This window comes from Mesorhizobium sp. M0408 (assembly GCF_040321495.1).
Taxonomy (GTDB): domain Bacteria; phylum Pseudomonadota; class Alphaproteobacteria; order Rhizobiales; family Rhizobiaceae; genus Mesorhizobium.
The window spans coordinates 309055-321131 of the sequence record NZ_JAMYRO010000001.1; the positions used below are offsets into that span (position 1 = coordinate 309055).

Consider the following 12077-nt stretch of genomic DNA (forward strand, 5'->3'; position numbering starts at 1 on the left):
CATCTCCTCTTGGCGCAGAACAACGCAATGGGTCAGCTGGTTCCCGCCTTCTGGTCAGCCCATCTCCGGATTCGCCTGTCTGCTGCCCGACTTGCTTGATCGCAGCAGCAGAGCAAGCGGAACGAGCAGGGCGGTTGCCACCGCGCAGTAGCGGAAGACATCGACATAGGCGAGCAGCGTGGCCTGGCGGGCGATCAACTGGCCAAGCCAGCCGATCGCCTGCTGCTTCGCCTCGACCATCGGCGAACCCTGGGCGACGAAATGCTCGGTCGCCTGCCGAAGCGCCTGCTGATAGGCGGGCGACGACTGCACGGTGTGGCCGACCAGATTCGATTGATGGATCTGGGAGCTTTGCGCAATGACGGTGTTGGACAGCGAGACGCCGATGCTGCCGCCGATATTGCGTGCAACGTTGATCAGCGCCGATGCCTGGTTGGTCTTCTGCGGGGGCAGGCCGACATAGGCCGCGGTCGAGATGGGAATGAACAGGAACGGCAGCCCGACCATCAGGAAAACACGGGCAAAGGCAAAGAAGCGGAAGCTGGCGTCCGGGGTGAGCGAGGTCATATGCCAGAGGGCCACTGCGACCACCGACATGCCCATCATGATCAGGTATTTGGGCTGCACGATGCTGCCTACAAATCCGGACACCGGCATCAAGATCAGCATGGCGATGCCGCCCGGCATCATCGAAAGGCCCGAGAGCGTCGCGGTATAGGCAAATGTCGTCTGCTGCAGCTGCGGCACGATCTGGGTGGTACTGAACAGGATAGCACCGACCGCCATCATGACCAGGAAGGCCGTGCCGAACTGGCGCGTGAACAATAGGCGCATGTCGACGACCGGATCGCTACGACTGAGTTCCCATGGAATAAGCAGCAGGAACGCGATCGCCGAAATCACTGCGAAAGTGGTGATGAAATCCGAGGCGAACCAATCGTAGCGCTGGCCCCGGTCGAGAAAAATCTCCAGGCACCCCAAGGCAATCGCCACCAGGACGAACCCGATCCCGTCGATCTTCAGGCCGCCCTTCAGCCGTTCCTTGCGTTCGCGTTCGAGTACGTCCGGTTCGACCAACAGCCATTGCACCAGGGCCAGCGACAGGATGCCGAACGGCACGTTGATGAAGAAGATCCAGTGCCAGGAGAAATGGTCCGTCAGCCAGCCGCCGATCGTCGGCCCGACCGTCGGTGCGACGATGACGGCAATGCCGTAAAGCGCGAAGGCCTGCGAGCGCTTTTCAGGCGGAAAGGTGTCGGCAAGGATCGATTGCTCGCTTGGCGCCATGCCGCCGCCGCCGAGGCCCTGAAGGACCCTGAACAGGATGAGCAGTTCCAGGTTGGGCGCCAGTCCGCACAGCAGCGACGCGACGGTGAAGGTCGCCACGCAGAGCATGTAGTAGCGCTTTCGGCCGATGACGCTTGCCAGCCAGCCGCTGACCGGAATGATCACCGAGTTGGCAACGAGATAGGTGGTAATCACCCAGGTGCTTTCATCCATTCCGGCCGCCAGGCTGCCGGCGATGTTGCGCAGGGCGACATTGGCGATCGAGGTGTCCAGCACCAGCATGAAAGTGGCGATGGAGACGACGACGGCGATGAGCCACGGATTGTGTGTCCCGGCGGCGGATCGGCTTTCGCCCTGATTTCTGGTGGTTTCGCCGTTCATCGCACCTTGACCGTCGGCACCACCGACAGGCCTGGCCCGAGAAGCACATCCGGCGGCTTGTCGAAGACGATCTTGACCGGCACGCGCTGCACCACCTTGACGTAATTGCCGGTGGCATTTTCGGCCGGCAGGAGGCTGAAGGCGGTGCCGCTGCCGGCCTGGATACTGTCGACGCGGCCATGGAAGGACTTGTCCGGGTAGGCGTCGATGTCGATGTCGACCGGCTGTCCCTGCCGCATCAGATCGAGCTGCGTCTCCTTGAAATTGGCCTTCACCCAGACCTCGTCGGGAACGAACATCATCAATACCTGGCCGGGTTGGGCGTAGGTGCCCTTAGCGGCGGAAATGCTCGTTGCGCGCCCGGCTGCGGGTGCTGTGATAGTCGTGCGCGACAGCGTCGTGCGGGCTTGCTCCTGGCTGGCCTTTGCCTGCTCGAGCTGCGCCTCGGCGCTCCTGGCCTGTGCCTGCAAGACCGAAACCTGGCTTTTTGCGGAGGCGACATTGGCCTCGGCGCTGTCCAGCGCGGCCTGGTCCTGACGCAGCGTCGATGCCGCCTGCTGCGCCTGCTGCTGCGTTGCCGTGCCCCTGGCCAGGAGTTCGCGATTGCGTTGATCCTCGGCCTTGGCGAAATCCAGCGCTGCCTTGGCCTGTGCAACCTGCCTCTGGGCAGCGTTTACCTTTGCGTTTTGAGCCTCGATCTGGGCGGCGACATTGACGATTTCGGCCTCGGCCGCGGTGACGCCGGCGTCGGCCTGCTTCAGGTTTGCCTGATAGTCGCTGTCGTCGACACGCAGGAGGACATCGCCCGCCTGTACATGCTGATTGTCGGTAACCGCCAGCTCGGTAAGGCGGCCGGCTATTTGCGCACCGATCGTCACTGTGCGCGCATCTATGAAGGCGTCGTCGGTCGATTCGTACTGGCGAGCGTTCAGCCACCAGATCGCGATACCTGCCGCGACGAGCAACAGCGCAAGCGCGATGGCTGCGGCCGCATAGGGATGGCGCCTGGGAAAGCCGAGCAGACCGGCCTTTCGTTGCGAGGCATTCCCGTCGGGTTTTTCCTGCCGGGGCTCTGCCGATCGCTCACGAGATTCTCGAACTGGGGCCGGTTGCTCCCGGGTTTCATTTACAGGCTCGACGTCTTGTTCGACGCGTTGAGGCTTCGTGTCCAACGGAATTGCTTTCAAGACTGATATTGCAGCCGCCGAAGCGGACGCAAAGCCAAACGGCAAGCTTCCGCAAAAGTTCCTGTCCGGAAACGGGTTCGGTTAACGGGTCGACATCGAACACAGGCGGGGGCGCGTCGGAATTCGAGCGCCGCTTCACCGGGCAGGTGATCCGTACGCCTCATGTTGCGACGGTCCGGCCTTGTCAGCGCTCCATGGCGCGATAATTGCTCATGTAGGCGTGGGCGAATTCACCTGTCGACAGGAGCCGACCATGAAACATCAAACACTCGACCAACTGCAGGCCGTCGCGGAAGTTGAGTCCTTCGCGGCGTATCCGGCGATGACTCGAACCCAGCGGATTGAACGTTGGGCGGAACTTCTCGAACAAAACCCGACGCGATGCCTTGGGGCGCTTCCAGGCACCGAATATATGAACAGGGAAGCGCGTGACAGATCGCGTGGCGCTGGGACGCCGCTCACTGTCGCCTTCGAGGATCCGGTTCTGCGTGCCATGGGTCTCAGCGATGATACCTATGGTGAGGCAAAGCGCTTCTTCGAACTGAGCGACCGGCAGTTGCACCAAATCGTCTGCCATTGCCATGTCGGCGCTACGATGCAAGCGAGATGGGCCGCTGCCAGGGTGCGCGGGATAGTTCGCGGCAACAGATTTGTTGCCTGGATGAAGGGCTTGATCGTGCATTGAGGCGGTACGAGGAACGGCGGAACACGCGTTCTTTCCGCGCCGTGGAGAGCGCTTCCGAACTTGGAAGGGCTCGTGCCCCGTCGGGCCGCGCAGATTGTGAAACTCCTCGACGCTTGGCTGCGCCTTGTCGCGGCCATGCGTCCGTCTTTGATGTGAGAATTTGAGCTGGCCCGCCGCAGGTGAGGGCCTTCGTCTGACCGGCGGTCGAGCGCCGTCCAGGCCTGCCTGCGCGGCTACTAACGACGAATGATCCTGCGATCGGGGAAGATCCTGCGACCTGGCTAAACTAGCGATCGATTTCTCCGAACACGATGTCGAGCGAGCCGATGATCGCGGCAACATCGGCGATCATATGGCCTCGGGACAGGAAATCCATCGCTTGCAGGTGGGCGAAGGAAGGTGCGCGGATCTTGCATCGGTAGGGAACGTTGCCCCCGTCCGACACGAGGTAGACGCCGAATTCACCCTTCGGCGCCTCGACGGCGGCATAGACTTCGCCGCTCGGCACGCGAATGCCTTCGGTATAAAGTTTGAAGTGGTGGATCGTCGCTTCCATCGAGCGCTTCATCGTGGCACGCGGCGGCGGCGTGATCTTGCGGTTCGGGATCGCGACCGGTCCCTGGCCTTCGGGTGAGCGCAACTTTTCCAGACATTGCCGCATGATCCGGACCGACTGGCGCATTTCCTCCATGCGGACGAGATAGCGGTCGTAGCAGTCGCCATGCTTGCCGACCGGGATATCGAAATCCATCTCCGAATAGCATTCGTATGGCTGCGCCTTGCGCAGGTCCCAGGACGCGCCCGATCCGCGCACCATCACGCCGGAAAAGCCCCAGGCCCAGGCATCGTCGAGGCCGATCACGCCGACATCGACATTGCGCTGCTTGAAAATGCGGTTCTCGGTCAACAGCTCTTCGAGATTGTCGCAGACCTTGAGGAACGGATCGCAGAACTTCCAGATGTCGTCGAGGAGTTCCGGCGGCAGATCCTGATGCACGCCGCCGACCCTGAAATAATTCGCGTGCATGCGGGCGCCGGACGCGCGCTCATAAAAGACCATCAGCTTCTCGCGCTCGGCGAAACCCCAGAGCGGCGGCGTCAGCGCGCCGATGTCCATGGCTTGCGTGGTGACGTTGAGGAGGTGCGATAACAGCCGGCCTACTTCGCAGAAAAGCACGCGGATGAGCTGTCCGCGTTTCGGAACCGATATTTCGAGGAGCTTCTCGGCGGCGAGACAGAATGCATGCTCCTGGTTCATCGGCGCGACGTAGTCGAGCCGGTCGAAATAGGGCAAGGCCTGCAGGTAGTTCTTGTACTCGATGAGCTTTTCGGTGCCGCGATGCAGCAGGCCGATGTGGGGATCGGCGCGTTCCACGATCTCGCCGTCGAGTTCGAGCACCAGCCGCAGGACACCGTGAGCGGAGGGATGTTGTGGCCCGAAATTGATGGTGAAGTTGCGAACTGCAGCCTCGGCCATGACAGTCCTCCGCGATCGGGCGGCCTTCGTTTCCGTGCCGGAGCCGGCTTGTCCGCTTTCAGCCGCTCACGTCGTCGTCTGGATGATCAGCGTCAGCGTGCCGTCGCCGTCGATATTGGCTGCGACGACCTGCGTGGAATTAAGCCCGTTCGCCGCCAGCGCCGATGCCGCCTGCGGCGATGCGTCGATCGAACTTTGCAGGATGCGCAAATCCTCGGCGCTGGTCTGGGTGACGACGGCCTCCGCCTGTGCCTTGATGTCAGGAGGCAGATCCTCCATCGCCACGATTGTCACTGCAGTGAAATTCTGGGCGGAGAAGGCTTGGTCAGGTGTAGTCTGGTCGGGAGTGGTCCCTTCGGGCGTGGCTTGCTCCGGCAGGGTTTGCGGGGCCGTCGGCGGGACAGGAGCAAGCTCTGGTCCCACGGATTGCGCATAGACCGGCGAGGCAAGGGCCAGTGCCGAAAGTGTGGCAATTGTCGTCGATAGGCGCATGGCCGTTCCTTCCGTTTGCTCAGCGGACGATCAATTCGGTGACGACAAAACCATCGTGTCGAAATATGGTTCCGTGACCGAGGTGATGTCTTGCCGAAAGCCGTGATTGTCGCGGAAAGCAGGGCGCGAAATCCGGCGTTGCCTGTCTCAGGCAGCGGTGTGGCTGCGATCGGGCTGCGGCCAGCGCTGCAACGCCTCACGGCCCTGAGCGGTCAGTTCGTAGATCCCGCGATCGGTGCGCGCGAACCAGCGATACACATTGTGCAGCAGGATCTTAGGCGCGTTCGGCAGGTTGGGCTTCAAGTCACGCGGCCGCTTTGGGCCGTCGGCGAGGGCTGCGGCGCATGCCAGCGCCTGCTGGCGATAAGCGGTCATGATCGGCGCACGCGAGCCGCCGCCGGCGACAGGATCGCCCTGCCGACGCCGATGTTCGTCAATTAGCTTCGAGCGGCGCCGGGGATCGCGACGCGGAGCCAATGCCGTCGGGCTGAGCAGCACCTGAACCTCGCCGTTCGGTCGCACGCCAAGCAGGCCAAAGCCGAGCCGACGGCAGAGATTGCGGTATCTCACATCGCTCTCACGGCCCTTGCCACGGGCCGACATGCATGCCGCTAGCCAGACCTCGTCGCTCGCCGCCATACGGTCGATGCCCTGGAGGATGAGCTCGAGATTGAACTTCAGCTTCAGCTCGCAGATGACGACGATCGGTGGAGAGTCGGCACTCAGCGCCAGCAGATCGCAGCCGCCGATCTCGCCCTTGACTATAAATCCCAGGCCTTCGAGGAAGGCCTTGACCGGGTTGTAGAGTGACGTTTCGAGCATGGGCCTTTGTCGGCTGCGAATCATCCCGCCGATCGGCGGTTCAGCGCGATTATCGCTCCTTGCCGTTGAACAGGAGGTAAACGACGGCCGAGCAAGCGGTCAGAGCCGTGCCATGGCCGCTTGCCAATTTGGTATGCTGGTATAATGTGTACCTAAGGTAGCATGCTCCGCGTAGCTGCGCTGTGCTGGACATCCGGGCGCCCGAGACATCGTCCATGGCATCGTCATTTGAGCGGCAGCTCCCCTGCGTTCTCTAATCCGCCAACCGGCGGCAATGTGCACACTAGTCAATGGGATGACGATCGGCAGGGCCGTCGTTGGAATTCAGGAGTAACGGACACATGACAACGATTGCGCTGTTTGGTGCGGGCGGCAAAATGGGTTACCGTCTGTCGACCAATTTTCGCGGATCTCCCTATACGATACGCCATGTCGAGGTCAGCGACGCCGGCCGCGAGCGGCTTAAGTCGGGCCTCGGCATCGATGCCGTCAGCGCCGATGAGGCGCTTGATGGCGCCGATGTGGTGATCCTGGCGGTTCCGGACACGCATATCGGCAAGGTCGCGGCGAGTATCGAGAGCAAGCTTGCGTCAGGCACCATGGTCGTCGTGCTCGACGCCGCAGCACCTTTCGCCGGCCACCTGCCGAAGCGGCCGGACCTGACCTATTTCGTCACCCACCCCTGCCATCCGCCGATCTTCAACGACGAGACCGACATGGCGGCCAAGAAGGACTATTTCGGCGGCGTCAAGGCCAAGCAGCATATGGTCAGCGCCTTGATGCAGGGACCGGAGGAGGATTTCGCCAAGGGTGAGGCGATCGCAAAAATCATCTGGGCGCCGGTCATGCGCTCGCATCGCGTCACGGTCGATCAGATGGCGCTGCTCGAGCCCGGCCTTTCGGAAACGGTATGCGCTTCGCTGCTCGTCGTCATGAAGGAGGCCGTTGACGAGGTGGTGGCGCGCGGGGTCGACAAGCAGGCGGCGCTCGACTTCCTGCTTGGCCATATGAACGTGCTTGGCGCCGTCATCTTCGGCGAGACCAAAGGCGTGTTCTCCGACGCCTGCAACAAGGCGATAGAGTTCGGCAAGCCGGTGCTGATGCGCGACGACTGGAAGCGGGTGTTCGAGCCGGAGGAGATTGCCGCGAGCATTCAGCGCATCACTTGAGGGCAGCGACGCGTTCTCCGGAACATGTCACCTGAAATTGTCATTGACTCATTATACCAGTTGGCTTAGCTGTTCGATGGATCGGACCGTCAAGCTTCGCAGCAGGATCAGGCGCTGGATGAGTGGAGGATAGGGGGAGCGATCCGTCGAGGTGAAGCCGGCCAAGGGCTTGTGAATCTGACGCGACCCGCCGCCTACGGCCGGCTAACGAAATCGAATGCATATAGCCTTGGGATAAGGCACGGATTTTCAACGGGAGGAATACATGAAACTGACACGCAGAATGACGCTTGCGGCTTTTGCCGGCATGCTGGCGCTTGGCACCGCCGCACCCGCCTATGCGGCGGATTTGATCGCCATCATCACGCCCTCGCATGACAATCCGTTCTTCAAGGCGGAAGCTGTCGGCGCGGAGGCCAAGGCCAAGGAACTCGGTTACGAGGCGTTGGTGCTCGTCCATGACGACGACGCCAACAAGCAGTCCGAATTGATCGACACGGCGATTGGCCGCGGCGCCAAGGCGATCATCCTCGACAATGCCGGCGCCGACGCGACTGTCGCCGCGGTGCAGAAGGCCAAGGACGCGGGCGTTCCTTCCTTCCTGATCGATCGCGAGATCAATGCCACCGGCGTTGCCGTCGCGCAGATCGTCTCCAACAATTATCAGGGCGCCCAGCTCGGCGCACAGGAATTCGTCAAGCTGATGGGCGAGAAGGGTAATTTCGTCGAGCTCGTCGGCAAGGAATCCGACACCAATGCCGGCATCCGCTCCAAGGGTTACCACGACGTCATCGACGACTATCCGGACCTGAAGATGGTGGCGCAGCAGTCGGCCAATTGGAGCCAGACCGAGGCCTATTCAAAGATGGAATCGATCCTCCAGGCCAATCCCGATATCAAGGGCGTGATCTCCGGCAACGACACGATGGCGATGGGCGCTTATGCGGCACTTGCCGCTGCCGGCCGCAAGGACGTCATCGTCGTCGGCTTCGACGGGTCGAACGACGTGCGCGACTCGATCACCTCCGGCGGCATCAAGGCGACAGTCCTGCAGCCGGCCTTCGCGCAGGCGCAGATGGCGGTCGAGCAGGCCAACGACTTCATCAAGAACAAGAAGTCTCCGGCCGAGGAAAAGCAGCTGATGGACTGCGTCCTGGTCAATGGCGACAATGCCGCCAAGCTGGAGACGTTCGCGCTCACCAACTGAGCCGGCGTAACATCAAGCAGCAAGGGACGAGCCTCCGGTTCGTCCCTTGCTTCCATTTCGCCCTTGCTTCCATTTCTTTGGGTGCTCCTGACTGCCATGCCGAACGAGCCGACATGTTCAACACGCTGACCCGGCCGATCCTTGTCGCGTCGTTCCTTGCAGCTATAGTCAGCCTGACCGGCTGCAAGATCCTGCCGACGCCGTCGGCGGAAAACGGCGGCACTGGCTCCGCATTCAATCCCGACAAGATGGTCGAGGACATCTGGGCGGCGAAAGTCATACCCTATCTGCAGCAGAAGGCCGGGCCGTTTGCCGACGTTCACACCTTGGCCAAGACCGATCCCGCCGCTGCCGGCGCCAAATACGGCAACCCGAAGAAGCAGGCGAATTCGCCATGGACCTTCGCCGTTCGGCTCGAGGGCAAGGTCGTGGCAGCCAATACACAGTCACGCGCGGCGACGATGGACATCGATGCCGACGGCGACGGCAAGGCGGACGCGCGGGTGCAGATCGGACCCGCCATGCGCGGAACCGCGCTGCGCGACAGCCTCGACTTCATCCAGTTCAACGATTTCACCAACCAGATCGACTTCGCCCAGTTCGGCAAGGCTTTCAACGCCTATGCCGACAAGACCGTGCTTTCCAAGCTGCCGCGCGAGGCACTCGAGGGCCGCAGCGTCGAGGTACTTGGCGCCTATACGCCGGGCAGTGGCCAGGACCTGCCTCTGGTGACGCCGGCGGAGGCAAAGATCGGGCCGAAGCCATGACCGGCGATCAAGATGTCATCCTGAAGCTGGAGGACGTCTCGAAAGTCTATTCCGGCACCGTCGCGGTCAAGCGGGCGAATTTCGAGGTGCGCAAAGGCGCGGTCAACGTGCTGGTCGGCGAAAACGGAGCCGGCAAATCGACGCTGATGAAGATCATCGCCGGCGTCGAGCAACCGACGCTCGGGCGCATCCTTCTGGACGGCGAGGAGGTTTCATTCTCGTCTTCCGGTGATGCCGTGAGCCGCGGCATCGGCATGGTTTTCCAGGAGCTGAATCTGTTCGGCAATCTGACTGTCGCCGAAAATATTTTCGCCACCCGCGAGATCACCAACCGCTTCCGCAAGATCGACCGCAAGGAGCAGGAGCGCCGCGCGGCGGAGTTCCTTGAACGCCTGGAAGCCGGCATCCGGCCCGACATGCTGGTCGAGGATCTGCGCATCGGCCAGCAGCAGCTGGTCGAGATCGCCAAGGCGGTTTCGCTCGATGCGCGCATCCTGATCATGGATGAACCGACCTCGGCGCTCAGCGCGGCGGAAGTCGAGATCCTGTTCAAGGTGATTGCCGACCTCAAGGCACGCGGCGTGGCAATCGTCTACATCTCGCACCGGCTCGAGGAACTGATCCGCATCGGCGACACCATCACGGTGCTGCGCGACGGGCGCATCACCGGCCAGGCGGAGATGAAAGACGTCGACACCCAGTGGATCGTGCGGCAGATGATCGGCTCGGACGCCAAGGACTTCGCCAAGGCCGACGGCCATGTGCCGGGCGAGGAAATATTCCGCGCCGAGGACATCTGCCTGCCGCGCGTCACCGGCGGGCTTGCGGTCGATCACGTCTCGCTATCGCTACGCACCGGCGAAATCCTCGGCATCTATGGCCTGATGGGCGCCGGACGCAGCGAGCTGTTCGACTGCATCATGGGCCGCCACGGCCATTCGACGGGCGCGATATTCATTGCCGGCAAAAAAGTGCACGAGCGCGACACGACGCGGCGCATCCGGCGCGGCCTGGCGCTGATCCCCGAAGACCGCCAGCGCGAAGGGCTGGTGTCGATCCTCTCCGTCGCCAGCAATCTGACGCTGGCCAGCCTGTCGCGGTTCGTGCGCCTGTTCCACATTCGTGGTGCCGCCGAACGACAGGCGGTGACCCAGACGGTGCGCGAACTGGCCATCAAGGTCGCCGATCCGGCGCAGGAAGTCTCGTCGCTGTCAGGCGGCAACCAGCAGAAGGTGGTGATCGGCAAGGCGCTGCTCACCGGCCCGAAGGTGCTGTTGATGGACGAGCCCAGCCGCGGCATCGACGTCGGCGCCAAGGCCGACGTGTTCCGCACCATGCGCAAGCTGTCGCGCGACGGCCTGGGGATTCTGTTTGCCACCTCCGATCTCGACGAAGTGATGGCGTTGTCCGACCGTATCGCAGTGATGAGCAATGGAAAATTGACCGGCATGTTCGATCGCGCAGAGGCGACGGAGGCCGCGCTCGTCGCTGCCTCGGCCTTCGGCCACGGACCGGTCCCGCACGGAGAGCAAGGCGCATGACTGACATCCCAGCCAAGGCGGCGGTCAACTCCATGTCGGGCGGCTCGGTCCTGCTGACGCTGATGAAGGCGAGGACGTTCATCGCGCTGATCGCCGTGCTGTTATTCTTCTCGATAGCCGCCCCCAATTTCCTATCGGCCGCCAATCTTATCCTGATGTCGAAGCACGTGGCGCTGAACGCATTCCTCGCAATGGGCATGACCTTCGTCATCATCACCGGCGGCATCGACCTGTCGGTCGGCTCGATCGTCGGCCTGTGCGGCATGGTGGCCGGCTACCTCGTGCTCAACGGCATCGACCTGCAGGTCGGCTACACCATCTATTTCAACGTCTTCGAGATCGCGCTGATCACGCTTGCCGTCGGCATATTGATCGGCGCCGTCAATGGCTTGCTGATCACCAGGCTTAACGTTGCGCCTTTCATTGCCACGCTCGGCGTGCTCTATGTCGCACGCGGCCTGGCGCTGCTGTCGTCGGACGGCCGTACTTTCCCCAATCTCGTCGGCAAGCCGGAGCTCGGCACCACCGGATTCGGCTTTCTCGGCGCCGGCCGGTTGCTCGGCCTGCCGGTCGCGCTCTGGATTCTGCTCGTCGTTGCGCTAGGGGCGGCCTATCTCGCCAAATACACCCCGCTCGGCCGCCACATCTTCGCGGTCGGCGGCAACGAACGGGCGGCGCGGATTTCGGGCGTCCGCGTCAATATGGTGAAGATGTTCGTCTACATGTTCTCCGGCTTCTGCGCGGCGATCGTCGGGCTGATCATCTCGTCCGAGCTGATGGCGTCGCATCCGGCGACCGGCGAGAGCTTCGAGCTGAACGCCATTGCCGCGGCGGTGCTCGGCGGCACCTCGATGTCGGGCGGTCGCGGTACCATCGGCGGTACCATTGTCGGCGCCTTCGTCATCGGCATCCTTTCGGACGGGCTGGTGATGATGGGAGTGAGCTCGTTCTGGCAGATGGTGATCAAGGGCCTCGTCATCATCGTCGCCGTCGTCGTCGACCAGGCACAGCGCCGGCTGCAGAGCCGTGTCACGCTGATGCAGATGGCAAAGGCCGGCTGAC

Annotated in this window: 11 protein-coding genes; 6 read left to right on the top strand and 5 right to left on the bottom strand. The window is 62.5% G+C overall.

What is annotated here, in order from left to right; genetic code table 11:
- Positions 1-54: 54 nt before the first annotated feature.
- Both NKI67_RS01505 and NKI67_RS01510 read right to left on the bottom strand, forming a co-directional pair.
- Positions 55-1668: a DHA2 family efflux MFS transporter permease subunit gene (locus NKI67_RS01505; protein ID WP_352644164.1), complete on the bottom strand. Its 1614-nt coding sequence runs from the start codon at positions 1666-1668 to the stop codon at positions 55-57.
- A complete protein-coding gene (locus NKI67_RS01510; RefSeq protein WP_352644166.1) occupies positions 1665-2633 on the bottom strand; it encodes an HlyD family secretion protein in 969 nt (322 codons plus the stop codon). Before NKI67_RS01510 ends, NKI67_RS01505 begins: the two co-directional genes overlap by 4 nt.
- A gap of 475 nt (positions 2634-3108) precedes the next feature.
- Between NKI67_RS01510 and NKI67_RS01515 the strand changes: the two genes are divergently transcribed.
- The gene (locus NKI67_RS01515) at positions 3109-3540 is read left to right on the top strand and encodes a hypothetical protein (RefSeq protein WP_023675469.1); all 432 of its coding nucleotides are present in this window, start codon (positions 3109-3111) and stop codon (positions 3538-3540) included.
- A gap of 286 nt (positions 3541-3826) precedes the next feature.
- Here NKI67_RS01515 and NKI67_RS01520 read toward each other — a convergent pair whose 3' ends face one another.
- The 3 genes from NKI67_RS01520 to NKI67_RS01530 form a co-directional block, all read right to left on the bottom strand.
- Positions 3827-5017: an NADH-quinone oxidoreductase subunit D gene (locus NKI67_RS01520; protein ID WP_352568086.1), complete on the bottom strand. Its 1191-nt coding sequence runs from the start codon at positions 5015-5017 to the stop codon at positions 3827-3829.
- A 66-nt stretch (positions 5018-5083) separates the two neighbouring features.
- A complete protein-coding gene (locus tag NKI67_RS01525) occupies positions 5084-5509 on the bottom strand; it encodes a hypothetical protein (RefSeq protein WP_023675471.1) in 426 nt (141 codons plus the stop codon).
- 147 nt (positions 5510-5656) lie between these two features.
- On the bottom strand, positions 5657-6331 hold the full coding sequence (locus NKI67_RS01530) for a DUF2161 domain-containing phosphodiesterase (protein ID WP_352620454.1): 675 nt from the start codon (positions 6329-6331) through the stop codon (positions 5657-5659).
- A 341-nt stretch (positions 6332-6672) separates the two neighbouring features.
- Here NKI67_RS01530 and NKI67_RS01535 point away from each other — a divergent pair, with 341 nt between their 5' ends.
- From NKI67_RS01535 to NKI67_RS01555, 5 genes are all read left to right on the top strand, one after another.
- A complete protein-coding gene (locus NKI67_RS01535) occupies positions 6673-7500 on the top strand; it encodes a phosphogluconate dehydrogenase C-terminal domain-containing protein (RefSeq protein WP_352568083.1) in 828 nt (275 codons plus the stop codon).
- 265 nt (positions 7501-7765) lie between these two features.
- Entirely contained in the window at positions 7766-8707 is a 942-nt protein-coding gene (locus NKI67_RS01540; RefSeq protein ID WP_023675475.1) for a D-ribose ABC transporter substrate-binding protein, read from the top strand.
- Between the two features lie 113 nt (positions 8708-8820).
- Positions 8821-9474: a DUF2291 family protein gene (locus NKI67_RS01545; RefSeq protein ID WP_352644168.1), complete on the top strand. Its 654-nt coding sequence runs from the start codon at positions 8821-8823 to the stop codon at positions 9472-9474.
- On the top strand, positions 9471-11015 hold the full coding sequence (locus tag NKI67_RS01550; protein WP_023675477.1) for a sugar ABC transporter ATP-binding protein: 1545 nt from the start codon (positions 9471-9473) through the stop codon (positions 11013-11015). The genes NKI67_RS01545 and NKI67_RS01550 overlap by 4 nt, the downstream gene beginning before the upstream one ends.
- Positions 11012-12076: an ABC transporter permease gene (locus NKI67_RS01555; RefSeq protein WP_023675478.1), complete on the top strand. Its 1065-nt coding sequence runs from the start codon at positions 11012-11014 to the stop codon at positions 12074-12076. The genes NKI67_RS01550 and NKI67_RS01555 overlap by 4 nt, the downstream gene beginning before the upstream one ends.
- Position 12077: the final 1 nt, after the last annotated feature.

What these genes read in the sequence shown, in the direction of transcription:
- NKI67_RS01505 (WP_352644164.1), bottom strand. Translation starts at nt 1,668, where the DNA reads ATGAACGGCGAAACCACCAGAAATCAGGGCGAAAGCCGATCCGCCGCC.
- NKI67_RS01515 (WP_023675469.1), top strand. Translation starts at nt 3,109, where the DNA reads ATGAAACATCAAACACTCGACCAACTGCAGGCCGTCGCGGAAGTTGAG.
- NKI67_RS01520 (WP_352568086.1), bottom strand. Translation starts at nt 5,017, where the DNA reads ATGGCCGAGGCTGCAGTTCGCAACTTCACCATCAATTTCGGGCCACAA.
- NKI67_RS01525 (WP_023675471.1), bottom strand. Translation starts at nt 5,509, where the DNA reads ATGCGCCTATCGACGACAATTGCCACACTTTCGGCACTGGCCCTTGCC.
- NKI67_RS01530 (WP_352620454.1), bottom strand. Translation starts at nt 6,331, where the DNA reads ATGCTCGAAACGTCACTCTACAACCCGGTCAAGGCCTTCCTCGAAGGC.
- NKI67_RS01535 (WP_352568083.1), top strand. Translation starts at nt 6,673, where the DNA reads ATGACAACGATTGCGCTGTTTGGTGCGGGCGGCAAAATGGGTTACCGT.
- NKI67_RS01540 (WP_023675475.1), top strand. Translation starts at nt 7,766, where the DNA reads ATGAAACTGACACGCAGAATGACGCTTGCGGCTTTTGCCGGCATGCTG.
- NKI67_RS01545 (WP_352644168.1), top strand. Translation starts at nt 8,821, where the DNA reads ATGTTCAACACGCTGACCCGGCCGATCCTTGTCGCGTCGTTCCTTGCA.
- NKI67_RS01550 (WP_023675477.1), top strand. Translation starts at nt 9,471, where the DNA reads ATGACCGGCGATCAAGATGTCATCCTGAAGCTGGAGGACGTCTCGAAA.
- NKI67_RS01555 (WP_023675478.1), top strand. Translation starts at nt 11,012, where the DNA reads ATGACTGACATCCCAGCCAAGGCGGCGGTCAACTCCATGTCGGGCGGC.